General features: G+C 45.2%; 18 protein-coding genes, 2 tRNA genes, 3 rRNA genes and 6 pseudogenes. 14 read left to right on the top strand and 15 right to left on the bottom strand.

Features of this window, described 5'->3' with window-relative positions; translation table 11 throughout:
- The first annotated feature begins 45 nt into the window (after nt 1-45).
- The 7 genes from FXV75_RS08325 (at nt 46) to FXV75_RS08295 (ending at nt 7,803) form a co-directional block, all read left to right on the top strand.
- A complete protein-coding gene (locus FXV75_RS08325) occupies nt 46-1,563 on the top strand; it encodes a fumarate hydratase (RefSeq protein WP_148832431.1) in 1,518 nt (505 codons plus the stop codon).
- 340 nt (nt 1,564-1,903) lie between these two features.
- Nucleotides 1,904-3,443: ribosomal RNA gene (locus tag FXV75_RS08320) — 16S ribosomal RNA — on the top strand.
- A 75-nt stretch (nt 3,444-3,518) separates the two neighbouring features.
- A tRNA-Ile gene (locus FXV75_RS08315) sits at nt 3,519-3,595 on the top strand.
- 61 nt (nt 3,596-3,656) lie between these two features.
- Nucleotides 3,657-3,732, top strand: a tRNA-Ala gene (locus FXV75_RS08310).
- A gap of 324 nt (nt 3,733-4,056) precedes the next feature.
- A 23S ribosomal RNA gene (locus FXV75_RS08305) occupies nt 4,057-6,967 on the top strand.
- Between the two features lie 183 nt (nt 6,968-7,150).
- Nucleotides 7,151-7,265, top strand: a 5S ribosomal RNA gene (gene rrf / locus FXV75_RS08300).
- Together the 16S, 23S and 5S rRNA genes with 2 tRNA genes alongside form the textbook arrangement of a ribosomal RNA operon.
- Before the next feature lie 145 nt (nt 7,266-7,410).
- Complete coding sequence (locus FXV75_RS08295) at nt 7,411-7,803, top strand: transposase (RefSeq protein WP_148832429.1); 393 nt, start codon at nt 7,411-7,413, stop codon at nt 7,801-7,803.
- A 191-nt stretch (nt 7,804-7,994) separates the two neighbouring features.
- Here FXV75_RS08295 and FXV75_RS08290 read toward each other — a convergent pair whose 3' ends face one another.
- A complete protein-coding gene (locus FXV75_RS08290; RefSeq protein ID WP_262368493.1) occupies nt 7,995-8,789 on the bottom strand; it encodes an IS30 family transposase in 795 nt (264 codons plus the stop codon).
- Between the two features lie 99 nt (nt 8,790-8,888).
- Between FXV75_RS08290 and FXV75_RS16545 the strand changes: the two are divergent.
- Nucleotides 8,889-9,954 (top strand): annotated as a pseudogene (locus FXV75_RS16545) (integrase core domain-containing protein); the annotation flags it as partial.
- Here FXV75_RS16545 and tnpA (FXV75_RS16705) read toward each other — a convergent pair.
- The gene (gene tnpA / locus FXV75_RS16705; protein WP_148832423.1) at nt 9,836-10,183 is read right to left on the bottom strand and encodes an IS66 family insertion sequence element accessory protein TnpA; all 348 of its coding nucleotides are present in this window, start codon (nt 10,181-10,183) and stop codon (nt 9,836-9,838) included. The pseudogene FXV75_RS16545 and the gene tnpA (FXV75_RS16705) overlap by 119 nt on opposite strands.
- 96 nt (nt 10,184-10,279) lie before the next feature.
- On the opposite strand from tnpA (FXV75_RS16705), the pseudogene FXV75_RS08270 reads away from it, so the two are divergent.
- A pseudogene (locus FXV75_RS08270) lies at nt 10,280-10,681 on the top strand (ATP-binding protein); the annotation flags it as partial.
- 50 nt (nt 10,682-10,731) lie between these two features.
- A pseudogene (locus FXV75_RS16540) lies at nt 10,732-10,842 on the top strand (ATP-binding protein); the annotation flags it as partial.
- Between the two features lie 210 nt (nt 10,843-11,052).
- On the opposite strand, the pseudogene FXV75_RS08260 reads toward FXV75_RS16540, so the two are convergent.
- A pseudogene (locus FXV75_RS08260) lies at nt 11,053-12,158 on the bottom strand (transposase).
- Between the two features lie 9 nt (nt 12,159-12,167).
- Here FXV75_RS08260 and FXV75_RS16700 point away from each other — a divergent pair.
- From FXV75_RS16700 to FXV75_RS08245, 4 genes are all read left to right on the top strand, one after another.
- On the top strand, nt 12,168-12,380 hold the full coding sequence (locus FXV75_RS16700) for an ATP-binding protein (protein WP_222863109.1): 213 nt from the start codon (nt 12,168-12,170) through the stop codon (nt 12,378-12,380).
- 402 nt (nt 12,381-12,782) lie between these two features.
- Nucleotides 12,783-13,493 carry a ZIP family metal transporter gene (locus tag FXV75_RS08255; protein WP_148832419.1) on the top strand — a complete coding sequence of 237 codons (711 nt, stop codon included), beginning with the start codon at nt 12,783-12,785 and terminating at the stop codon, nt 13,491-13,493.
- 89 nt (nt 13,494-13,582) lie between these two features.
- Complete coding sequence (locus tag FXV75_RS08250) at nt 13,583-14,764, top strand: benzoate/H(+) symporter BenE family transporter (RefSeq protein WP_262368492.1); 1,182 nt, start codon at nt 13,583-13,585, stop codon at nt 14,762-14,764.
- Between the two features lie 3 nt (nt 14,765-14,767).
- Nucleotides 14,768-15,397, top strand: a complete 630-nt coding sequence (locus FXV75_RS08245; protein WP_148832417.1) for a GntR family transcriptional regulator — start codon at nt 14,768-14,770, stop codon at nt 15,395-15,397.
- Nucleotides 15,398-15,672: 275 nt separating this feature from the next.
- Here the strand turns inward: FXV75_RS08245 and tnpC (FXV75_RS08240) are convergent.
- The 12 genes and pseudogenes from tnpC (FXV75_RS08240) to FXV75_RS08185 all read right to left on the bottom strand — a co-directional run.
- Nucleotides 15,673-16,689 (bottom strand): annotated as a pseudogene (gene tnpC, locus FXV75_RS08240) (IS66 family transposase); the annotation flags it as partial.
- 49 nt (nt 16,690-16,738) lie between these two features.
- Nucleotides 16,739-18,108: pseudogene (tnpC, locus tag FXV75_RS16530) on the bottom strand (IS66 family transposase).
- Nucleotides 18,105-18,410: an IS66 family insertion sequence element accessory protein TnpA gene (gene tnpA / locus FXV75_RS08230; RefSeq protein ID WP_148832413.1), complete on the bottom strand. Its 306-nt coding sequence runs from the start codon at nt 18,408-18,410 to the stop codon at nt 18,105-18,107. Before tnpA (FXV75_RS08230) ends, tnpC (FXV75_RS16530) begins: the two are co-directional and overlap by 4 nt.
- A 220-nt stretch (nt 18,411-18,630) precedes the next feature.
- Entirely contained in the window at nt 18,631-19,311 is a 681-nt protein-coding gene (locus tag FXV75_RS08225; RefSeq protein WP_148832411.1) for a sensor histidine kinase, read from the bottom strand.
- A complete protein-coding gene (locus FXV75_RS08220; RefSeq protein WP_148832409.1) occupies nt 19,304-20,524 on the bottom strand; it encodes a response regulator in 1,221 nt (406 codons plus the stop codon). The genes FXV75_RS08225 and FXV75_RS08220 overlap by 8 nt, the downstream gene beginning before the upstream one ends.
- 29 nt (nt 20,525-20,553) lie before the next feature.
- Complete coding sequence (locus tag FXV75_RS08215; protein ID WP_148832407.1) at nt 20,554-20,775, bottom strand: DNA gyrase inhibitor YacG; 222 nt, start codon at nt 20,773-20,775, stop codon at nt 20,554-20,556.
- Between the two features lie 10 nt (nt 20,776-20,785).
- Nucleotides 20,786-21,397: a dephospho-CoA kinase gene (gene coaE / locus FXV75_RS08210; RefSeq protein WP_148832405.1), complete on the bottom strand. Its 612-nt coding sequence runs from the start codon at nt 21,395-21,397 to the stop codon at nt 20,786-20,788.
- Nucleotides 21,394-22,140, bottom strand: a complete 747-nt coding sequence (locus tag FXV75_RS08205; RefSeq protein ID WP_187424868.1) for a prepilin peptidase — start codon at nt 22,138-22,140, stop codon at nt 21,394-21,396. The genes coaE and FXV75_RS08205 overlap by 4 nt, the downstream gene beginning before the upstream one ends.
- A 48-nt stretch (nt 22,141-22,188) precedes the next feature.
- Nucleotides 22,189-23,253 (bottom strand): type II secretion system F family protein, encoded by a 1,065-nt coding sequence (locus FXV75_RS08200; protein WP_148832401.1) that lies wholly within the window; start codon nt 23,251-23,253, stop codon nt 22,189-22,191.
- A complete protein-coding gene (locus FXV75_RS08195; RefSeq protein WP_148832400.1) occupies nt 23,240-24,190 on the bottom strand; it encodes a GspE/PulE family protein in 951 nt (316 codons plus the stop codon). The genes FXV75_RS08200 and FXV75_RS08195 overlap by 14 nt, the downstream gene beginning before the upstream one ends.
- Nucleotides 24,187-24,639 carry a pilin gene (locus FXV75_RS08190; RefSeq protein ID WP_148832398.1) on the bottom strand — a complete coding sequence of 151 codons (453 nt, stop codon included), beginning with the start codon at nt 24,637-24,639 and terminating at the stop codon, nt 24,187-24,189. Before FXV75_RS08190 ends, FXV75_RS08195 begins: the two co-directional genes overlap by 4 nt.
- A 70-nt stretch (nt 24,640-24,709) precedes the next feature.
- Nucleotides 24,710-25,084: a hypothetical protein gene (locus FXV75_RS08185; protein ID WP_148832396.1), complete on the bottom strand. Its 375-nt coding sequence runs from the start codon at nt 25,082-25,084 to the stop codon at nt 24,710-24,712.
- Between the last annotated feature and the right edge of the window lie 2 nt (nt 25,085-25,086).

The raw sequence follows: 25,086 nt of genomic DNA, 5'->3' as shown, positions 1-25,086 counted from the left end.
CCATTTCGTTTTCGAATTAATTGTAATCCTCAGCAGGAGAGAAGCATGAGCATTATCAAAGAAGATGATCTGATCGATAGCGTTGCCGACGCATTGCAGTTTATTTCCTATTATCACCCACTCGATTTTGTTAAAGCAGTACATGAAGCTTACGAAAGAGAGGAGAGTAAGGCTGCTAAAGATTCCATGGCGCAAATTCTTATTAACTCTCGTATGTGTGCTGAAGGTAAGCGTCCTATTTGTCAAGATACGGGTATCGTAACGGTTTTTCTTAAAATCGGAATGAATGTCCAATGGGAAGGAACTAAAAGTGTCGAGGATATGGTGAACGAAGGTGTTCGTCGCGCTTATTTGAATCCAGATAATGTGTTGCGTGCTTCTATTCTTGCGGATCCTGCTGGTGCTCGCAAAAACACCAAAGACAATACTCCGGCGGTCATTCACATGGAAGTTGTTCCAGGTGATACCTTAGAAGTACATGTTGCGGCGAAAGGCGGTGGTTCTGAAAACAAGTCTAAATTGGCTATGTTAAACCCGTCTGATGATATTGTTGAATGGGTGAAAAAAACGGTACCGACTATGGGGGCGGGTTGGTGTCCTCCTGGCATGCTTGGTATTGGTATTGGTGGAACGGCTGAGAAAGCCATGGTGATGGCGAAAGAGTCTCTGATGGAGCCGATTGATATCCATGAGTTAAAGGTGCGAGGACCACAAACACGCATTGAAGAGCTTCGCCTTGAGATTTTCAATGCGGTAAATGATTTGGGTATCGGTGCGCAAGGTCTTGGCGGCTTAACAACCGTGTTAGACGTTAAAATAATGGATTACCCGACGCATGCGGCTTCTTTACCTGTTGCTATGATTCCAAACTGTGCGGCAACTCGTCATGCGCATTTTGTGCTTGATGGCTCTGGTCCGGCTGATCTTGTACCGCCATCATTGGATGATTGGCCAAAAATTACTTGGGAAGTTGGTGAGAGTGTTCGTCGTGTTGACCTTAATACGATCACACCAGATCAAGTGAAAGATTGGCTGCCAGGTGAAACCGTTTTACTCAATGGTAAAATGTTAACGGGTCGGGATGCGGCTCATAAAAAAATGATCGAAATGATTGCAAGCGGTGAGGAGCTCCCAGTTGATTTAAAAGGCCGCTTTATCTACTACGTTGGACCTGTTGATCCCGTTCGTGATGAAGCTGTAGGTCCTGCAGGGCCAACAACGGCGACGCGGATGGATAAATTTACCCGTACTATTCTTGATAAAACAGGGTTGCTTGGAATGATCGGTAAATCAGAGCGCGGGCCTGTTGCCATTGAAGCAATTAAAGAGTTTGGTGCTGTTTATCTTATGGCGGTGGGTGGTGCGGCTTACCTCGTATCAAAAGCGATCAAAAAAGCCGATGTTATTGCGTTTCCTGAGTTGGGAATGGAGGCTATTTACGAGTTTGATGTTGTTGATATGCCGGTTACAGTGGCTGTTGATTCGTCGGGCACATCTGTTCATATTACTGGCCCAGCGGAATGGAAAGCTAAAATTGAAGCGCAAACACTCGAAATAAAATAGTTGTCATCCCTCAATCAAAATCACTGCAAGAATTTCGCGGTGATTTTTTTTGAAATAATAGTTGCGTAATCGATAACTTTCTATATTATACACGACCTCAGCCAAGCAGCTTGTTTGGCACCGCTCTTTAAAATAGATAATCAGATAATTTGTGTGGGCGCTCGCTGGAGGCTTCAGAAGATTGACATGGTTGCTTAGTTTACTAAGTGGTTGTGAGCGATCAAAAAAATTGAAGTCTTACGAGAGTCTACAAGCAATCGCTTTATGTTGGTTTGTTGTCTTAGGATGATGGACTGATTAAGTTAAATTGTTAGTGTAAAGATTTGAGTGAGCAAACTTTTAACTGAAGAGTTTGATCATGGCTCAGATTGAACGCTGGCGGCAGGCTTAACACATGCAAGTCGAGCGGTAACAGGGGAGCTTGCTCCTGCTGACGAGCGGCGGACGGGTGAGTAACGCGTAGGAATCTGCCTAGTAGAGGGGGACAACATGTGGAAACGCATGCTAATACCGCATACGCCCTGAGGGGGAAAGGAGGGGATCACTTGTGACCTTCCGCTATTAGATGAGCCTGCGTGAGATTAGCTAGTTGGTAGGGTAAAGGCCTACCAAGGCGACGATCTCTAACTGGTCTGAGAGGATGACCAGTCACACTGGGACTGAGACACGGCCCAGACTCCTACGGGAGGCAGCAGTGGGGAATATTGGACAATGGGCGCAAGCCTGATCCAGCCATGCCGCGTGTGTGAAGAAGGCCTTAGGGTTGTAAAGCACTTTCAGGGGTGAGGAAGGGTGAGTCGCTAATATCGACTTATCTTGACGTTAGCCCCAGAAGAAGCACCGGCTAACTCTGTGCCAGCAGCCGCGGTAATACAGAGGGTGCAAGCGTTAATCGGAATTACTGGGCGTAAAGCGCGCGTAGGTGGTTTGTTAAGTCTGATGTGAAATCCCAGGGCTCAACCTTGGAATGGCACCGGATACTGGCTAGCTAGAGTATGGTAGAGGGGTGTGGAATTTCCTGTGTAGCGGTGAAATGCGTAGATATAGGAAGGAACATCAGTGGCGAAGGCGACACCCTGGACTAATACTGACACTGAGGTGCGAAAGCGTGGGGAGCAAACAGGATTAGATACCCTGGTAGTCCACGCCGTAAACGATGTCTACTAGCCGTTGGGTTGTAATGACTTAGTGGCGCAGCTAACGCAATAAGTAGACCGCCTGGGGAGTACGGCCGCAAGGTTAAAACTCAAATGAATTGACGGGGGCCCGCACAAGCGGTGGAGCATGTGGTTTAATTCGACGCAACGCGAAGAACCTTACCTACTCTTGACATCCACAGAAGCCGAAAGAGATTTTGGTGTGCCTTCGGGAACTGTGAGACAGGTGCTGCATGGCTGTCGTCAGCTCGTGTTGTGAAATGTTGGGTTAAGTCCCGTAACGAGCGCAACCCTTATCCTTATTTGCCAGCACTTCGGGTGGGAACTTTAAGGAGACTGCCGGTGACAAACCGGAGGAAGGTGGGGACGACGTCAAGTCATCATGGCCCTTACGAGTAGGGCTACACACGTGCTACAATGGCGTATACAGAGGGCGGCGAGCTAGCGATAGTGAGCGAATCCCAGAAAGTACGTCGTAGTCCGGATTGGAGTCTGCAACTCGACTCCATGAAGTCGGAATCGCTAGTAATCGTGGATCAGAATGCCACGGTGAATACGTTCCCGGGCCTTGTACACACCGCCCGTCACACCATGGGAGTTGATTGCTCCAGAAGTAGCTAGCTTAACCCTTCGGGGATGGCGGTTACCACGGAGTGGTCAATGACTGGGGTGAAGTCGTAACAAGGTAGCCCTAGGGGAACCTGGGGCTGGATCACCTCCTTAAACGATAGAAACCTCTGGTGAGCGTTCACACAAATTATCTGATGTCTAATTTATGAGAAGCACAGAAAAGTATTTGGGTCTGTAGCTCAGTTGGTTAGAGCGCACCCCTGATAAGGGTGAGGTCGGCCGTTCAAATCGGCCCAGACCCACCAATTTCACAATGTATTGTCTACGTTGTGTTCTTGAATGCCAAATACGGTCAAGTAAATACATGGGGCTATAGCTCAGCTGGGAGAGCGCCTGCTTTGCACGCAGGAGGTCTGCGGTTCGATCCCGCATAGCTCCACCATTACTTACTTTATTCTGTGTGAAAAGATTTAGCTAGAGTCCTAAGCAAGACACTAACAAAAAAGAAAGCAAATTAAGATCATAACGTTCTTAATGTGTTTCTGGTTTTTAGTCTCTGACTTAGTGCTTTGCACTAAACTTGCTCTTTAACAATTCGAATTTTGAAATAACGATAAATCAAGCGTTAAACCGGTGGAAGCTCACTTTAACCTAGTGACTTCTATTATCGTAAATCCAGAGGGGTACAAAAGCCCTTTGGTATGTGATTCTAAAATACATAAGAACAAACCTTGTTTGATTTTATGAAAACTATTTTGGGTTATATGGTCAAGTGACCAAGCGTGCACGGTGGATGCCTTGGCAGTCAGAGGCGATGAAGGACGTGGTAATCTGCGAAAAGCTTGGGGGAGTCGATAAACAGACTGTGATCCCAAGATGTCCGAATGGGGAAACCCACTCTACTTGTAGAGTATCCCACAGTGAATACATAGCTGTGTGGAGGCGAACCCGGGGAACTGAAACATCTAAGTACCCGGAGGAAAAGAAATCAACCGAGATTCCCTAAGTAGCGGCGAGCGAAAGGGGATTAGCCCTTAAGTGGTTTTGGTGTTAGTAGAAGGCTCTGGAAAGAGTCGCCGTAGAGGGTGATAGCCCCGTATACGAAAACACCTTAATCATGAAAACGAGTAGGACGGGACACGTGTTATCCTGTCTGAATATGGGGGGACCATCCTCCAAGGCTAAATACTCCTGACTGACCGATAGTGAACCAGTACCGTGAGGGAAAGGCGAAAAGAACCCCTGTGAGGGGAGTGAAATAGATCCTGAAACCGTGTACGTACAAGCAGTGGGAGCGGACTTGTTCCGTGACTGCGTACCTTTTGTATAATGGGTCAACGACTTATTTTCAGTAGCAAGGTTAAGCATGTAGTGGAGCCGTAGGGAAACCGAGTCTTAATAGGGCGTTTAGTTGCTGGGAATAGACCCGAAACCGGGCGATCTATCCATGAGCAGGTTGAAGGTTGGGTAACACTAACTGGAGGACCGAACCCACATCCGTTGAAAAGGCTGGGGATGACTTGTGGATAGGAGTGAAAGGCTAATCAAGCTCGGAGATAGCTGGTTCTCCTCGAAAGCTATTTAGGTAGCGCCTCGTATCTCACCATTGGGGGTAGAGCACTGTTTGGGCTAGGGGGTCATCCCGACTTACCAACCCCATGCAAACTCCGAATACCAATGAGTGCAATTACGGGAGACACACAGCGGGTGCTAACGTCCGTTGTGGAAAGGGAAACAACCCAGACCGTCAGCTAAGGTCCCAAAGTTACAGTTAAGTGGGAAACGATGTGGGAAGGCTTAGACAGCTAGGAGGTTGGCTTAGAAGCAGCCATCCTTTAAAGAAAGCGTAATAGCTCACTAGTCGAGTCGGCCTGCGCGGAAGATATAACGGGGCTAAAACTGTACACCGAAGCTACGGATGCTTAATTGCTGTTTACAGTAATGGGCATGGTAGAGGAGCGTTCTGTAAGCCGTTGAAGGTCAAGCTGTAAGGCAGGCTGGAGGTATCAGAAGTGCGAATGTTGACATGAGTAACGATAAGGGGAGTGAAAAACTCCCCCGCCGGAAGACCAAGGTTTCCTGTCCCATGTTAATCAGGGCAGGGTGAGTCGGCCCCTAAGGCGAGGCAGAAATGCGTAGTCGATGGGAAACAGGTTAATATTCCTGTACTCGTGCATATTGCGATGGAGAGACGGAGAAGGCTAGGCCAGCACAGCGATGGTTGTCTGTGTTTAAGGCGGTAGGTTGGGTGCTTAGGCAAATCCGGGCACCCCCCTTTAGTGGGAAGACCGAGAACTGACGACGAGCCCTCTTTTGGGTGAAGTGGTTGATGCCATGCTTCCAGGAAAAACTTCTAAGCTTCAGATATGCAGGAACCGTACCCCAAACCGACACAGGTGGTCAGGTAGAGAATACCAAGGCGCTTGAGAGAACTCGGGTGAAGGAACTAGGCAAAATGGTACCGTAACTTCGGGAGAAGGTACGCCGGTTAGTGTGAAGGACTTGCTCCGTAAGCATTGATCGGTCGAAGATACCAGGTGGCTGCGACTGTTTATTAAAAACACAGCACTCTGCAAACACGAAAGTGGACGTATAGGGTGTGACGCCTGCCCGGTGCTTGAAGGTTAATTGATGGGGTTAGCGCAAGCGAAGCTCTTGATCGAAGCCCAAGTAAACGGCGGCCGTAACTATAACGGTCCTAAGGTAGCGAAATTCCTTGTCGGGTAAGTTCCGACCTGCACGAATGGCGTAACGATGGCCACACTGTCTCCACCCGAGACTCAGTGAAATTGAAATCGCAGTGAAGATGCTGTGTATCCGCGGCTAGACGGAAAGACCCCGTGAACCTTTACTATAGCTTCACAGTGAACTTTGAACCTACTTGTGTAGGATAGGTGGGAGGCTTTGAAGCGGTGACGCCAGTTACCGTGGAGCCACTCTTGAAATACCACCCTGGTATGTTTGAGGTTCTAACTCAGGTCCCTTATCGGGATCGAGGACACTGTGTGGTGGGTAGTTTGACTGGGGCGGTCTCCTCCCAAAGAGTAACGGAGGAGCACGAAGGTGTGCTCAGCATGGTCGGAAATCATGCATAGAGTGTAAAGGCAAAAGCACGCTTAACTGCGAGACAGACACGTCGAGCAGGTACGAAAGTAGGTCTTAGTGATCCGGTGGTTCTGTATGGAAGGGCCATCGCTCAACGGATAAAAGGTACTCCGGGGATAACAGGCTGATACCGCCCAAGAGTTCACATCGACGGCGGTGTTTGGCACCTCGATGTCGGCTCATCACATCCTGGGGCTGAAGCCGGTCCCAAGGGTATGGCTGTTCGCCATTTAAAGTGGTACGCGAGCTGGGTTTAGAACGTCGTGAGACAGTTCGGTCCCTATCTGCCGTGGACGTTTGAGATTTGAGAGGAGCTGCTCCTAGTACGAGAGGACCGGAGTGGACGAACCTCTGGTGTTCCGGTTGTCACGCCAGTGGCATTGCCGGGTAGCTATGTTCGGACGGGATAACCGCTGAAAGCATCTAAGCGGGAAGCCTCCCTTAAGATAAGATCTCACTGGGACCTAAGTCCCCTAAAGAGCCGTTCGAGACTAGGACGTTGATAGGTTGGGTGTGTAAGTGCTGTGAGGCATTGAGCTAACCAATACTAATTGCTCGTGAGGCTTGACCATATAACACCAAAGTGGTTTTTAGATGAGAAGAGAAAAAAAACTCAAATCATCAGAATGAGACACATAGAATTACGATAAAGCATCAACCATGATGAACATCGGTTTAACCTTGATTACGTTATTTCAAAACAAGAATTGTTGAAGATCAAGCATCCTATTCGCGTGAAAACGCAAACAGAATTGCTTGACGATCATAGAGGCGTTGAACCACCTGATCCCATCCCGAACTCAGAAGTGAAAAGCGCCATCGCCGATGGTAGTGTGGGAGATCCCATGTGAGAGTAGGTCGTCGTCAAGCTTTAAACACTAAGAAGCCCTGATAGCTAACGCTGTCAGGGTTTTTTTATGCAGATAAGCATGTGAGAGACAGATCGTCTCAAGCTTTAAACACCCCCTGTGTCAGAGTAGTTGTCGCCTCTAATGTTTAACAAGAGGTGAATCAAATGAGCCGTAAATTCACACAAGAATTTAAAGTGCAAGCCGTAGAAAAAGCGCTCTCTGAGGACAGGAATGTTAGTCTAAAAGGCATTGCAGATAATTTAGGTGTGGGTTATTCAACTTTACAGCGATGGATAGCCCAAGCCAAAAAACACGAACTTGAACTAACCAACGGTGACCACTCTATGACAACCGAGAAACGACCTCAAGACTGGAACTTAGAAGACAGACTGAATGCCATTATTGAGTGTGCGGGCTTAGATGGCACTGACTTAAATCGATACTGCCGTTTGAAAGGGCTCTATCCGCATCATATTCAGCAATGGAAACAAGACTTTGCAAAAGGGGCGTCTGTCAAACCTGTGCCATCGGAAAGTAAGCGGCAGATTCAATCTTGAAGTGCATAACACTTAAGCAGCCAGAGCTGCCATGTGTTCAGCCATTAATGTGGCTGGCATTTCATACGTTAACTTTTTTCGAGGTCTATTGTTCAGCTTTAACAGAACGTCACTAACTTCTTGTTGAGTGACGTGTTTAAAATCTGTGCCTTTTGGCCAATACTGCCTTAACAGACCATTTGTATTTTCATTTAATCCTCTTTGCCAAGAAAACAGTAAGGATCCGCACAATAATAACCGCATTTCAACGCTTGAGAGACCTGCTCATGATAGGCAAACTCCTTTCCGTTGTCTGCGGTGATTGTGAATACCACGTCTTTATAAGGTGTCAGTAGTTCAATCGTGGCGGCCGTCACGGTTTTGGCCGACTTGTCATTAATCTGTTTTGATACCGTGAAGCTTAGCTTTCGCTCAACAATCGTTAACAGTGCACCGCTGTGTTTTGCGCCAATAACAAGGTCAATTTCCCAATCACCTATTTGAGTCTTTTCATCAACGGTAGAGGGTCGCTCATCAATGCTCACGCGGTTTTTGATACACCCTCTGCCTGCTTGTTTATCTTTATTGCGAGGCGTGTACGCTTTCCCTTTCCTACGTAAATGCTGGAATAATAGTCCGCCACAGCGCTTGTCTGCCCATATAGGCTCGTAAATAGTCTGATGACTCACCTGAAGTTTCTTTTCACGAGTAAGCCATCCAGATATCTGTTCTGGGCTCCAATCCTCTCGAATCTTTTCTTCAATAAGATGCTTGGTGCTGCCCGTCATTTTTAAGGCTTTGGGGGCATTTAAGCGACGCGCTATCGCCATGTCATGGGCTTGTTTATAACGATATCCTCGTTGTCCTGAGTTACGCAATAGCTCCCGACTAATGGTCGATTGGTTGACTCGCCGTTGTCGAGCTATCTTATTTTGACTCATACCTGTTTTCTTTAAGGCGTAAATCTGGCATCTTACGCCATAGGTCAGTTGATTATAGGATGTCATTTTTGCTTCTCTTGCCGGAGAAAAAGTGAACAGCATCATATAGTTAACTGACCATCCTTTTCTACCCATTCAGGTTATGCACTTACTATCTGAATCCAAGAGCAATTAAAACAAGAAATAAAGCAACTTCAAAAAGAGCTGAATCGTAAAGACAAAGCGTTAGCCGAAACTGCCGCTCTGCTGGTTCTTAAAAAAAGCGGATGCCATTTGGGGTTCCGGCGAGGACAATTAACGTCGGTCAAAGAACGACAGCAGATAATAGCGCTTATCACTGAGGCCCAATTGGCAGGGGCAAGACAGGCGAAAGCCTGTGAGTTACTGGGATTAAGTGCCAAAACACTCCAGCGATGGATGAGCGCTGATGAGATGAAAGATAAGCGAATCGATGCGTTAAAACAGCCAGTAAACAAGCTAACAAAGCTAGAACGGCAACGTATCATTCGCCTCGTCAATTCCGCTGAATACGGTCATTTACCGCCGAGTAAAATCGTCCCAACACTGCTGGATAAGGGTATTTGGCTCGCGTCTGAAAGCTCGTTTTATCGCGTGATGAAAGCGCATAACTTACTCGTGCACAGGGAAAAAGCTAAGCCGACAAGGAATGTCAAAAGGCCAAAATCACTGACCGCCACGAAGCCGAATGAAATTTATACATGGGACATAACGTACTTACCGACTAGGATCAAAGGTCAGTTTTTATACCTCTATTTGGTGATGGATGTTTACAGCCGAAAAGTCGTTGGCTGGCAGTCCAATGAAAGGCGCAACATTATTAGCGACGCTACAAGAATTAGGTATTGTCCCATCTTTTAGTCGACCGTCGGTCAGTAATGACAATCCGTATTCAGAATCATTATTTAAAACGTTAAAATATCGTCCTGAGTATCCAGAAAAGGCGTTTATGGGTATAGCGTCCGTAAGAGAATGGGTAGCTGGGTTTGTGAGTTGGTACAATGATGAGCATTTACACAGTGGTATTAAATTCGTCACACCGACACAACGCCACCTAGGTTTAGACAAAAAGATATTAGCCAAGCGTCACCAAGTTAATGATGCGGCGAAACAACAAAATCCAAGTCGTTGGTCAGGTCAATCAAGAGATTGGTCAATGATTGACGAAGTGAATTTAAATCCGGTGAAAAAAGAAGCAATGCGGGCGGCATAAAATAAAACTTTAGGCGACAACTACCTTGAAAAACTCCGTTAATGAAGTTTGAGTGACTAGCCTCAGGCGAAGTTTTACCCCCAGAAAAATACTGACGCCATTTACTAAAACTGGCGTAACTCACTTGATGCCGTTTACAGTATTGAGGGGCTGATAAACCAGACTCGGCTTGATCATCAATGATTTGTTGCCATTCAGAAGAAGAACGACGGGTATAAGGCTTAGTCATGGGTTGGACTCCGTTATCGGTTATGAGATGAAAACGGAGCCCAGTTTAGAGTGAGAAAAGATGAGATGAAATAACGGCGTGGAATGAACGCTTACTCTTGGTTGTGCACTGGCGACCAGCGCCTGTGATCAACAACACGCTGTCAGATACTATCGGTTAACCCGCCTTCTCGACGACCTGAGTGCAGGTCGATTGGATGGTACCTATCAAAAACAACTTCAGTCGCTGGCTAAGAAAACCTTATTGATCCTGGATGACTGGGGTATGGAAAAACTGAGCCAAGAGCATGCAGGACACCTATTAGAAGTGCTTGAAGATCGTTATCAAAACAGCAGCACCATCGTCATCAGCCAACTTCCCGTGAAGGAGTGGTACAACATGATTGGCAACGCCACAGTGGCAGACGCCTTAATGGATAGATTGGTACACAATAGTCATCGGATAGAACTGGGAGGTGAATCAATGAGAAAACTGGCGCAATCCGGCCACTTAGAGTAAAAATAAGACGAGAGAAAAAAGGCAAGATCAGATGGCCGGATTAAACCGAAATGGGCGATCGCAATCACCGGAATACGCAATTGATTACGACAAATCAGGCGATTAGTGAGTGGGACAGCATCTTCGGGGATAGCATGATGACGGTCGCAGCAATTGATAGAGCATCTTGCAAAACTAATAGCCAACCCATTTGTGGATAACTTATCGCCCCTTTAGAGGCTGTTTTTTTACTCAGTTAAGCATGTGTTTCTATGCATTTTCTATTTTGACTAGGTCGTCATCGCTTTTCTCTCTTTTTTGATCATAGCGGCTCGTTCTGTGACCACCCCAGAAGCACAATATCCTCGATACATGACTTATCTTTCTGCGATTTATTGCCGCAGTCGAAGCAGTTGATCGACACTCAGTACTAAAATGCCAAACATCAGGTGACTCATGACTTTTACCTCACCACGTACCCAGATGTGTCGACCTCCGAACTCATCCTTGAGTCGGCCATTGGCTCGTTCTGCGCCCGAACGTTCCCGATAACGCACCGTATCGGCGGGTTCAAATCCTTCTTTCTCGCCCCCTCTGGGGTTGTGATCTATCAGGGGCACATGCCCTAACTCTCTACTGTGCTCATGCAGGTCAATACTGCAGTAGGCGGCGTCCATCAGATCATAAAGGTTGGTCACCCTCGCCGCACTGATGTGAGACAGAGGGATGGCGGCACGGCTGTCATGCATGGAGGCTGAGGACAGCAAAGCGGAGATGGGGACGCCACAGTCTGCAATGTCTAGATGCAGTTTGTAGCCATTCCAGCTGTTTTTATAGCCTTGAGCATTGCATTTTGTGCCACGACGGCAATCAACCGGGATCTCTTTAAGCATCTCTTCTAGGCATTGGGTACGTTGCCGTGCCACATTGAATTTGATCGGGCGTTTTTCATCTTTGTCCTTGCGGGGCCGCCCTTTAAGCTTAGGTTTATCCGTGTCCACTTTGTCGATCTTTTGTGGACGTTCTCACTCACCTTAATCGCCGTCCCGTCTCGGCTGATATGCCCAATGAGACGATCTCCAAAGTGCATTTTGATCAGCACCTCGTGGGCACGTTCGGCCAACTTATCTTTGGCAAACGTCTCGAACGCACGAGAAAAAGTCGAGGCTGAGGGCAGTTTCTTATGAAGCGGAAATCCACAGATTCGCTGTAATGCTTTGTCCATGTTTAGGCGTTCTATTAGATGCACCGTGGTGGTAAGCCCAAGCACTACCTTGGCAACAAACGCGTTGGCTAACCAAGCGAGTTCATGGGGAGGACGCCCCGTCCGATACGAAAAACGTGTCACAAACTCTTCGATGCGAGACCATTCCAAGATATGAATCAGTTTTTCAAGTTTTGGGGTCAACAAGCCTATTTCTTGGTGTAAAGCAGGAATCAATTGGCCTTGAACGATTTGCCAGCGTTGCATTATTTGTTGGGGCGTCGTAGCATTCATAGAGTGGGTATGTCGATGTTGTGTGAGAACTCTATCGTCGCCGGAAACGGCAGCCCACGTCTTCTCTTTTTTCGTTATTCCACGAATAGATATGGCTTATATCGACAGTTTTGCAATTACCTCGATAGATTAGTCCACCATGCCGATATTTATCAAATAGAAGGGGAAAGTTACCGAAAGAAACACGCTCTAAAATCTAACGCTCAGAATCGGCCAAGTTAATTGACGGGAACCGGACAAGGTAGTTGACACCTTATAGACGATTGATGAAGTTAATTTTAATTCAGAGAACAAAGAGGTAGCGTGAGCAAATAAACAATATTTTAGATGATAACTACTTTGGAAGACTCCGAGGTTGAATCTGCGTATTTTGCTCATTAGTTCAGTGACCGTGTATGTTTTTTTGATAATGACGCCACTGTAAAAGAAGGAGAGCCTGAGCCTATTTTGCTAAGTCTAAAAAAGCCAGTACAAAAACTTTTTTGATCGCTTATTTTGGCCAACCCTAATGTTGATACATACTATAATTGAAGCTGAAAGGTAGGGTTTTGGTTCTTTTATAGGCGTGACAAATGACAGTATTAATGTAGATAATGGTGGCTGACTTTATAGAGCGATAAGCTTATGACTCCATTGTATAGCGTAATTTTATTAACTTTGTTAGCGGGTTTAGCAATGCCTCTTGGCGCGTTGATTGCTCATTTCGAGCGTATTCGGCCAGTCTGGTTAGAAACAGAGTTAATGCATGGTGTTACAGCGTTTGGTGGTGGGGCATTGTTGTCAGCTATCGCGTTGGTATTAGTACCAGAGGGAGTCAAACACTTTGAGGCTTGGTCAGCAGCATTGCTTTTCTTACTTGGCGGATTTGCATTTATGTGGCTAGACATTACATTATCAAAAAATAAAACCGCCATGAGTCAATTGATCGCCATGCTGTCAGATTTTATTCCAGAATCAATCGCTTTAGGGGCGGCTTTCGCGCTTGGGTCTATTAATGGCGTATTGTTGGCTTTTTTGATTGCTCTGCAAAATTTACCGGAAGGTTTTAATGCGTTTCGGGAGCTCAAGGTGTCTTCTGGTTATCGTTCAAAGAATATTATACTTTGTTTCTTTTTACTGGCTTTGTGTGGTCCTCTGGCTGGTGCGATTGCACATTTGTGGTTAGCAGATTTGCCCGCATTGGTTTCTGGCATTATGTTATTTGCATCGGGTGGGATTTTATACGCTGTGTTTCAAGACATTGCCCCCCAAGTAGTGTTAGAAAAGCACTGGGCGCCGCCAATGGGCGCTGTAATGGGGTTTGTTTTAGGGTTAATTGGTTATATGGTTAGCTGATTAGGCTGCTATATCGAAAAATGTATACAAAAATGCATTAATTCCATTATAGTTGATATTTAAAGGATTCTTATAACGGAGAAATACCTGTGCGTAATATTGCAAAAGACATGAGTTTGAGTGCTGTAGTTGCGGGATTTGTTGCTGTGCTCATTGGTTTTGCTAGCTCTGTTGCGATTGTATTTCAAGCTGCGCAGTCGGCAGGTGCAGACTCTATGATTATTGTCTCTTGGATCATGGCGTTAGGGTTTGGTATGGGTAGTACTTGCTTTTTTCTTTCCTTATGGTACCGCGCTCCTGTAATTACCGCATGGTCTACACCTGGTGCCGCGTTATTAGCAACCAGCTTAGGCTCTATAAGTTATTCTGAGACCATTGGAGTTTTTGTGTTTACAGGAGTGCTGACCTTGCTAACCGGAGTTTCTGGATTATTTGATCGTATCATGCGGTTGGTGCCTTTGCCTTTGGCGTGCGCGATGTTAGCGGGCGTGTTGTTTAAGTTTGGCCTTTCAATTTTTGATTCAATGATGAGTGATGTTTTTTTAGTAGGAACCATGTTGCTGGTGTATTTGATTAGCAAATGTTTTTTACCCCGTTATGCCGTTCTGTTTGTATTAGTAGCGGGAGTTGTTGTCGTGTTAACGCGATCGGATGAATCATTAATAACGCAAATACCCTTGCAACTAGGTGCCTTAGTGTGGGTATGGCCTGAATGGAAAGTTAGCGCGCTCATTGGTATTGGTGTGCCCTTATACATAGTGACCATGACATCACAAAATATTCCTGGTGTGGCCGTAATGCGTAGTAGTGGTTATCAGACACCTGTGTCGCCTTTGATTAGTTGGACTGGTTTTGCCTCTATAGTTTTAGCGCCACTGGGAGGTTTTGCGTTCAATTTGGCGGCGATCACTGCAGCGATCTGCTCTGGTGATGAATGTCACAAAGACCCTTCGCGACGATATATAGCGGGGTTATCAGCGGGTGTTTTTTATGCCGCTGCTGGGTTAGCGGGAACCTCTGTTGTAGCACTCTTTTCTATTTTTCCTTCTACTATGATCGCGTCATTAGCTGGCATTGCTTTACTGGGCACTATTGGCGTGAATTTAAAAAGTGCCATGGCGGATGATCTGAATCGTGAGGCTGCCCTAGTAACTTTTTTGGTGACGGTGTCAGGTGTGTCATTTTTTGGAATTGCGTCGGCTTTTTGGGGAATCTTATTTGGGGCTGTGTGTTTATTGCTATCCACTATGAAGCTCAAAGTGTTGTGTTAAGACATGGATGTTCTTCAAAAAATAAAAGAGGACATTTTAAATAATCTTCTGCCAAGAGGGAGGCCTTTAAGGCAAGTAGTTTTGTCTAATCGGTATGGTGTAAGCCGAATACCCATCAGGGATGCCATTTTATCCTTAAAGGCAGAAGGTTGGCTTGTTGATCACGGTAAAGCGGGTGTAATGGCTCCGAATTTAAATTGGAAAGAAGCAGAAGACCTTTTTTTGATGCGTGCTAAGCTGGAATGTCTATTATTTGATATGGCGTTTGAGAAGATTCAATCTACTGACCTCTTAGAGGCCAAGCGTATTCTACCTGAATTAGATGGGTCACCACTGTCATTAGTTGTGCGTGGTGAGCTTAACTGGCGCTTCCATCAAGTATTGTATTTTCCGGCTAATAGACCAGCATTGCATCGCGTTGTAGAGGGTTTAAATAAGCAAGCTGTTCGTTATTTAGGGTTCCAATATGGACCTTTGGGTTACTTTCAAAAAAGCCAGGCTGAACATGAAGCAATGCTTTTATTGATTGAGTCAAAGCTTAAAAAAGAAGCTACTGATTATCTTAGAGAGCATATAGTGAATGCGGGTACATTATTGGTTTCGTATTTAAAGCGCACAGATTCATCGGGCTAATAATTGATGGGAGAGCTGGACTTCCCAGCATGTACTAGACAGTAGTCGTTTCTAAAAAGTAATTTTCTTCAAACTTTGTAGGTGACATGCCGTCTGCATGAGAATGACGTTTTATTGGATTGTAGAACATATCAATAAAATTAAACATCTCACACTTCGCTTCTTCTCTGGGCTATTGGCGGAAGAATTTTATATCGGCTAATGACAGGCCAACCGGCTCGAAATTGATGCCGGTAGCCCTGAAGTAAGCGTTCATTCTAGGGAGTCATTGACTCTCACAGCAATGGCGATTTTAACGGGTTGTCTGCGAACAGCGGCTTCCATCGCCTTGGGATTAAGTCAGCGGTGTCTTTTGCTGGGTGTTGGCTGACTCGTTGCAAGACATCCGTCAGGTAGACGTTAGGGTCGATGTCGTGCAGCTTGCAGGTGCTGATGAGGCTTTGGATGATGCCAACGTGTTCGGCGCCCAGTTCTGTCCAACAGAAAAGCCAGTTTTTCTTACCCATCGGGATGGGTCTTATCTCTCGCTCTAGGTGGTTAGTGTCCATGGCAACATCGGGATTTTCTAAGAAGACCATCAGTTGGCGTTTGCGCTTTAAGGTGTAGTTCAACGCTTTCATCCAGCTATCGTCTGGCAGCAGGTCGGCCCGTTGATTTTGCTCTTCGCAGAAGGCAAAAAATTGATCCACTAAAGGCTTGCTGTGTTGCGCTCGGTAGTCTTGTTTTTTCTCACCCGTCCAGCCTTTTTGTTGGATATGGCTTTCCTGTTTATATAAGGCCGCAATCAGGTTCAGCGCGTGCGTGACGGCGTCGGTTTCTTCCCTTTCAGCTTTTAGCAGCTGACGACGCATGTGCACCCAGCACTGGGCATGGGTGATGTCTGGCGATTTGGCTTCGTAGCGGCTATACGCCGCATAGCCATCGGTCAGCAAGGTGCCTTGCCAAACATGATCCAACAAGTCTTGGATGTGTTTCATGCCGCGACTTTGGGAGAAGGTAAACACCACTTCGTCTTTGTCACCATACACTGGCCAAAAATAGGCTTGTTTCATTTTGCCGGGTTTATTGCCTACCCCAGGCTGTCGGGTGACTTTGATAGGCGTTTCATCCATCGCCAGTGTATTGCTGTCCAGCACACTGATCAGTTGTTCTATCACGATGGGTCGCAGCAGTTCGATCCCGCGTTTAGTGAGGTTTGTCAGCGTCGCACGACTGAGGGTGATGCCAGCGGCACTCAGTTGTTGGTGTTGACGATAAAGCGGTAAATGATACAGGAACTTGTTGACCAGTAGTAAGCGTCACTATATCCACCCCTAAAACAACACAATCCGCTCTGTTAACCTAATCCGCTTTCGGTCTATTCCATGGCAAGAGAGCTTCGAGTTTGTCTAGGGTATTAGCGTCGGCGATGTGGTCGAGTAGGTATTGGAGGTAGCTTGAGGGTTCAAGGCCATTGGCTTTGGCGGTTTCTATCAGTGAGTAGCAGGTGGCACTGGCGTTTGCGCCACGCGTTGAATCAGCAAACAGCCCGTTGCGTCGGCCGACAGCGAATGGGCGGATGGCGTTTTCCGCTAAGGCGTTACTGATGTGGATGAAGCCATGATCACAGTAACCGATCAAGGATTCCCACTGGTTTAGGGTGTATTGGATCGCTTTAAAGGTCAGTGAGTCTTTGGGAACCTTCGGATGGTTGGTTTCTAACCACGTTTTGAGGTCCTGCAGCACAGAACGGTGTATTTTTCCTTTTCGCTCAATTTGCCTATTTTACTTTCGATGGCATAGAGAGCACGGATTTTACTGATGGCCACATCCGCTTTTGACGGCTTGGCTTTGTGGCTTTTCCCTTTTTGAGGCGCGGCACCGCGTGCGGCGTCAACAAACTTGCGACGCGCATGATCCCAGCACCCGATTCGGGCGATACCAAGATCACGGCAAACTTGGCCATAGCCACTGTAGCCGTCCACTTGCAATACGCCCCTAAACCCTTTCAATAGACGTGTGGGTACGTGACCCGCTCGGGTCGGATCATACTCAAACAGCACGGAAGGTTTGTCCGGTGGGCCGCCCCGTGTCACCCACATCCATTTATCACTTTGGGCGGTTTTGCCCGTTTCTTTCAAAACTTGGATACGAGTTTCATCCGCTTGGATGTAATGGCTTTGGTTTTGCTGCTCCCGCATTAGGTTTATCAGCGGTTTAAAGACCTCATCCAGTCGGTTGATCCAGTTGGCCATATTATTACGGCCAACCTCATGACCAAGACGCGCTAACATGCCGTCTAAACGATAGAGAGGTAACCCGTCTGCGTATTTTGAGGTGATGATGTACGCCAGCAATGACGTGGTGGCAACACATTTACCCAACGGGTGCGTTGGCCGATTTGCGGCGACCACTTGATCACCATAAGGTAATTCAAACACCGCCTTTTCTTGCCAGATTTCAAACTCGTCTGAGGCTTTGGGCCATTTAAACTTTTCCTCAGCAAGGCCTTTGTAGTAGAGCACGAAGCCATTGTCTTCCCACATCACGCACTTGATTTTATTACGATGCCGATTGGTAAAAGCATACAAGGCGCCCGAAAACGGATTGTGCCCTAGCTCTTGTTCAATGATCACGGCGAGCCCATGAGCCTGCTTTCTAAAATCCACCGGGTCTCGATACAAAAAGATCTGTGGCAAATTTAAAGCCGGTCGCAGATAGCGCGGCTTCATAAAGCGGCCACTAGGCTGGTCACCAAGGCGAGATTACTCCCATCAATACCACGGATCACCATGCCATTGGGGAGTAGGATTTCCAGCTCATTAGTCTGGTGAGAAGGCGTCACCAGGGCTACCGACACCAATTTTGATTCGTGTGGTGCATCATTTGCAGAAGCCAATTTCTGCCGCCAATAGCCAAACTGGTGATACACCAGCCCTTCTTGTTCACAGAAGACTTTGGCCGATAACCCAGATAACCGCCATTTTTCGATATGTGCTGCCCAAGTTTGGTTTAATGCTGTGTTTGTGTTCATGTTATTTGCTCCGTCGTTGATTGGGACGAAACACAGTGTGGTTGGAGTTAAATGTGAAAACTAGAGGCTGATACAGTGACGCTTACGAACGACGGGTATAAGGCTTAGTCATGGGTTGGACTCCGTTATCGGTTATGAGATGAAAACGGAGCCCAGTTTAGAGTGAGAAAAGATGAGATGAAATAACGGCGTGGAATGAACGCTTACACGCCCTGAACGCTTAAGGATAACCATCACTTTTAGTCTGTGGTAAATGTACACTCAAACAGGCGCCACCCAGTATCGAAGACGTCTCTTTTTTAATAAACCCTTTTTGTTCATTGAGAGAGTGAGCCGCTGCAGACAATTCGGCGAAATAGAGACCAAGCCCTGTGTTGCCCTCTAAGAATTCTTCAGGTTGATCATGTGTCTGCTTGAAGCCTGCTCCGTCATCCTCAATGGATATCACAATGAAATCATTTTCATTTCTGGCACTAATCAATATTTTTGTGCGTGCGTATCGAAGAGCATTGTAAACAGCGGTACTGACAACCGCCGTCATTAATCGTTCGTCAAACGTGCCATTTAATGACGAGTCACACAGGTACGATAGCTCTAAGTTTTTAGCATTAGCAGAAGGCTGTAGAGCAAACACTTGATCATCTAAAAATTCATCAAGAAGAAAGGTATCCACGTGAAGGTCATAACCATCAGAGGCAAGTCGATATAAGTAGAGATATTCCACCCATTCATCGTTCAACTTTTTTAGAGACTCTTCAATTACAACAACTTTTTGCTGATTGGTGTCTTTTACATTGATTGATTCCTTTAGGTTCTGTAACTGATACAGAAGAGTTCCAACTTGATTTTTACTTTCGTGAATGGCGCTGGCTAATATGGTGCTGATGTTAATTTTATTCAACTGATTCTCCAAACGCTTTTGCGTAAATGACGCTTTGCTGTTCCGTCGGTGGAAAGGCGTTTCCAGTATCGACTTGATTTAACCAGATTTCTAGTGTTTTATGGGCGCTAGCGGTATCTTGATCGGCTAAGTATAGATCAATCTCGTAACTAAATATTTTGCCAGTGTTGCTCGGGTTATCAGAAAAAAGCGCATGGATTTTTTTCAGGGTGCTTCTAAAGTTGTCTTTATATCGTGATAGTAAAGGACCACTATCGGATATTCTAGCCAGTGATTCTAAATGTTTAAGGTAAATTTCTGGTGTATTGTAGCAAGAGTGTTTTGCTAAAAAAACGGCCCTTCTGAAAGCCATTTCTGCGGTAATGAAATCGTGCAAAGAAAAACTAACATTACCGAGTTCTACCTGTCTTAATATATTTTTTGGGGATCTTCCAATGGCCTCTAGCAAGGTAGCTTGTGCTTCAGTTGCGTTCCCTTGAAGCCTCTGTATTTTAGCCAACCAATCGTAAGCACTAACAAAAAAACGATTATCAAACATAAGCTGTCGGAAGCATTGCTCCGCTTTGTCTAGTTGGTCCATTAAAAAATAGGATTTAGCTTTGCCAAATAAAGCCCAAGGCATCTTACGATTTTTTAATGTGTTATTGAATAATAAAAGTGCTTTATCGTAGGCTTCCATCTCCAAAAAACTTTCACCTATGATTCGTTCACAACGACCAATAAGGGAAGGGTACTTCTCGATAACCAATTTTGCGGCACTGATGGCACCTTCGTAATCCATTTTATCAAGGGCGATATTGACATCGTACAGCCTTTCTTTTGTGTCTAATAATTTGCTTAAGCGCCTTTGTAATAATGCCTGAGAGAAAGGCTTTGTAATGTACCCATCTGGCTGATATTCAATGGCTCCCATTACCATTTCAATGGATGTTTCTGCCGTAACCATTAAATAAGTGGCGGTATGGGGAATGAGTTTAGTATGTCTAACTTCTTCTAAAAGTTGCTGTCCATCTTTGCCGTTACCAAGGTTATAGTCTGACAGAATAAGGTCAAAAGAATGACTTTTCATAAGCTCAATGGCAGATTCGGCTTTCATAGCGATGTGTATAGATTCAAAGCCAAAATCGCTTAACATCTTTTTTTGCATGATCCTAGCTTCCGCCATATCTTCTATGAGCAGGGCTTTTTTCTTTGAAAAGTCTTGTTTTGCCATAAATCAATACGTTCCATGTTAAGCCATTATTAGAAAGACTTATTGTTATTGCCGTTTAAATTTTCAGAAAATATTTCATCCTCTTCTGAGGAGCGTTGTGGGATAGAATAGGATTCACTAGCCCAAGCACCTAAATCGATTAATTTACATCGAGAGGTGCAGAAAGGACGATCTGGATTTTCTTTAGTCCATGGTGTTTTTTTTTGACAAGTAGGGCAAGCAACCAAACTTACGGAGGTATTTTTAAGCATAATGACAACTCTAAAATGATGTTAGCGCTAAAATTTCTTCGTTTAATTTAAAGACTTTATCATTCAGTTCGTCCGTATTACCAGAGTTTTTCAAACTGAGGTCTGCGTTTCTAATACGGTCTTTATTAGACAGTTGCGTAGATAGGATTTTTTGTGCGTTTTCTTCACTTATGTTGTCTCGGAGCATGACTCGTTGAAGTTGGATTTCTGCAGGAACATCTATTGCAATAACCTGTTTGCAGATCTCATTCTGCTTTGTTTCAAATAATAATGGGTGAACAAGCAGAACATACTTTGATGTGGCTTTGTCCAGCTGTATCAGTAGTCCTTTGCGTATGGCGGGGTGTGTGAGGGCTTCAAGCCAAGCTCTTTCTTCTGGTTGATTAAAAATAATGTCGCGTAGGCCGCGACGGTTCAAAGTCCCATCGTTTAGCAAGATGGCATCACCATGACGTTGATGTATCTTGTGTAAACACTCTGAACCAGGCAAAACCACCAGTCTGGCGATATCGTCGGCGTCTACATTTTGAATTCCGAGTTCAAAAAAGCATTTTGCAACGGTGCTTTTCCCGGAGCCAATGCCACCTGTTAAACCAATAATAGGGGGAGAGCGTCTTGTCATAATAAAAAAATATATACCAGTAGGGCGGATACAATTAAAAATGGCCCAAATGCTAATTGCTTTGGGTTATTTTTGCCTAGTAGTAGAGTGTATAGCATTCCACCTAAGCTTGCACAAAGTAACAAAGGCGCTAATTTTGTTAGCCCTAACCACGCACCTAAAGCAGCGACAAGCTTAGCATCTCCTAATCCGATACCTTCTATTTTTCTGTATTTAAAATACATCCACCGCAACATAATAATGACCCCGTAGCCAGACAACATACCCATTACACTGATATTTAATGTGCCAACATACAGGTGTAAGAGCAATGCGCACATTAAGACGATTACTGTGCATTCGTCGGGTATTAGCCCATGCTCACCATCAATGATGGCGGCGGTAATGAGTGAGCTGACTAGCATCGTCAGTAAAGCGAGCTGATAAGGGTCATCATAGAGCCATATCAGAGGAAAGCAGCATGCCAAATGAAGACACTCTATCAATGGGTAGCGATATGAAATGTGTTGTTTGCAATAACGACACATGCCTTTTAAAAAAGTGAAGCTGATAACGGGCAAAAGATCTATCCACAACAAACGATGGTTACAGCAGGGGCAGTGAGATCTTGTTTGGCTCAGGTAATGAGGAGGCGGCTTTTCAAAGTGTATTGATAGGTATTCATGGGCTTCCTTTGAGCATAGATAATCGAACTTTGCTGGCCAGCGCACAGTATAGGCGGCTGAAAAGCTGCCAACAGTCAAAATCAGTAAGCCATAGAGTAGCCACAATAGCATCTCGGTGTTTGTCCTTTAAGGTAAATTTATTAATGGTGAATAAAGAGTAAGCAGGGCTGATGCAACTATGCCGCCCGCTACAATTAAACACAGAGCAGGAATAAGTTTTTCAAGCAGTAAAATGTTTTTTCGCCAACGTTTTTCGTGGGTTTGTGTCGCAAGCACCAAGGCGCGTTCTAAATCCCCATCTTGTTCAGCTGAATGCAATGCAATAGCAGACTCGGCTGGAAACCAGTGTTTAGGAAAGCTGGATGCATAATTTTTCCCAAGTCGAAGCATGTAGTACACCGCTAGAATTTCTTGTTTAGTAGATGGGTGCTGGAAATAATTAGGCATCATTTTGATCGCATCTTGCAGCGTTACCCCTGTCTGACGTGTCGTACTTAACAAGGAAAATAATTTTGTTAAGCGAAAGTTAGTGCTGTAGCTTTCAAGCCAGTGGCACGCCTGGCCTTGATAAAGATTACGAATAATGATCAGTTGAGAGAGAGTGAAAAAAATGTAAATACCAAGATAGACGAAAAAATCAAAAGGCTCATCTTGTAGGGATTGAGTTTGAATGGCCCGATTGCCCATTAAGATGATTAATGCAATTTGCATGATGCAAAATGGATAGATCAAAGATTTTAATAATCGTTGAGACCAATCAATAAGAGAGGTAAGTTGATTTATTGAAAGGTTAAGGCTTTTTTCGCAGTCCTCTCTGGTGCCATGAGAATTTAAAAGCTGGCAGTAGGGCGCGGCGTATGGATGGGTTAACCTGATCAAAATATCATTAAGAGGTATGCCTTTATTCAGTTCGCTTACGATGGCTTTGCTGGTATCTGATAGAGTCTTATGGGTCGAAGAGGCAGATAGGTGTGATAATGCCTGATTGAGTTGAAGTCCTGATGTTAGTGCGCTTTGTACCTCTTCAAAGAAAGTTTGCAGTGATTTATAACCAAGCTTCTTGGGGTTCCACTCAGAAATAGTAAAATGCCACTGCCCTAGTCGAAGGTAATCAAAAAATATCTCGTCTTCAGATAAACTATATCGAAAGTCAATTTTGCCATCGTTGTGCTTAATTTTATACCAAGCCATGATGTTCCTCATACTTTGGGTGAATATAGGCTTGCCATAAATCAGGTGATGAAATCAGTGTTTGGTAATCTTTTGGTAAAGACGCTTTCCATAATGGCTGTAAGCCATTAAAAGACGGTTGTTGAGAAGCACTCTTGTATAGCATGGACTGGTGAATGATCAGTGTAAGCGAACTGGCCAATGAAAAAAAATCAACCTGCCAGGCATGACAACGGTGAATAGCGTCCAGTGCAGAGTTGGTGTGTAAGGTCGCCAGAACCAAATGGCCTGTGAGTGCAGCGTTCACGGCTAGGTTGGCAGTGATGGCATCTCTTACCTCCCCCACCATTATCACATCCGGGTCTTGTCTCAAAAACGACTTTAGTAACGCAGCTGAATCTAATCCAATTGCAGGGTTAGGCTCACATTGAAACAAGCCTGGTGTATCGTATTCAACAGGGTCTTCAATGGTGAAGATGGTTTTTTGTCCATCATTTAGGACATCAAGGCATGAATACAATGTGGTACTTTTTCCCGCCCCAGTTGCACCGCATACAAGAATAAGGCCATGAGATTGTTTAAGCGTATAGGTTAGTAATCTCAGTAAATCAGCTTGTATGCCGATGGAATCAAGTGCTTGGCGGTTTTTTTCGGGCAATAATCTTAAGGCTACTTTTTCACCTTTTACGGTCGCTATGATGCTCACTCGAATAAAGGTACTGCGATTTCTTTCTTTAAATACAAACTGACCCTCCTGTGTTCTACGTGTTTCTGATAGATCTAAATTGGCACGCATTTTTATGCGGTTTAATAGACTAGAGTCTACTGGCAGAGTTAAGATCTTGTGCAGTTGACCAAAACAGCGCTGGTATACTTGCGCTCCAGAATCAGAATACTCGATGTGTATGTCGGTAGCCTGATGGCTAATCGCGTTAAAAAGCATTTCTTCTAGTGTCATTTATCTTCTCCCACAACCGCTTGGCATTTTAAAGGGAGAATTTTACTGTCTAAATCGGAGGTGCATTGCCAGTTACGATTGGCGTCACGAGCGTATTTCAAGTATTGGTCTTCAGTAACCCCTGTGCTGTTTTTGAGTGCGATCACAACGGTGCCCGTTGTGTTACTGGGGTTCTCAATGGAGATAGATTTGGCGATAGAATCTGTGGTTAACGTGCTTTTAATGTTTGTGAATTCAGTGGCATTAGGGAAGGAGCCGTTAAGCAAAATGTATTCTTCAACCAACGACTGGTGTTCCGTGGCAATATTTTGCGCTTCAAGAAGATTAGCTTTGGCTATTTGACGTGTAAATGTTGGGGCTGACAAGCCCGCAAGTATTGAGATAATGGCAATAACAACCATAAGCTCTAATAGTGTGAAACCGCGCAGGTCGTGTTTTAAGTCTTTCATTCTTCACTCCTTGAAGAAAATTGGAAAATAGCGTCATGCTAGATGCTCGTTGTAACTGAGTATTTAAAGATTAAACGATTTGGTTTAAAAAGTCTCCTGTTGGTATTTTATCATGGTAACTCGTTGTCATACTGTCTTTACGAGGCTCTAGTATTATTTCATTGGATTCATTATCGAGAACGCGCTCTTCAGACGTTTTCAATGATGTCTGATTTTCATCGAACTCTGAAGTCTCAGCAGGCGGTTTTTTATGCTGAGATAGCGCTTGTCCTTCTTCAGACAGCGTCACTACTAAGTCACTGGAAGCCTTTGCATTGCGGGCATTAAGAGCCGCAATACCAGTGTCTTCGTCCGAACGAACATCATAAGTAGTGTAACCAGGCGTCGTTGTGTTTGTCAAAGTCAGATTTGAAAGGGCAATAGAGTGAGGAAGACTACCAGACATAT

Source organism: Marinomonas sp. IMCC 4694 (assembly GCF_008122525.1).
GTDB lineage: Bacteria > Pseudomonadota > Gammaproteobacteria > Pseudomonadales > Marinomonadaceae > Marinomonas.
This window is presented reverse-complemented; position numbering and strand designations above follow the sequence as displayed.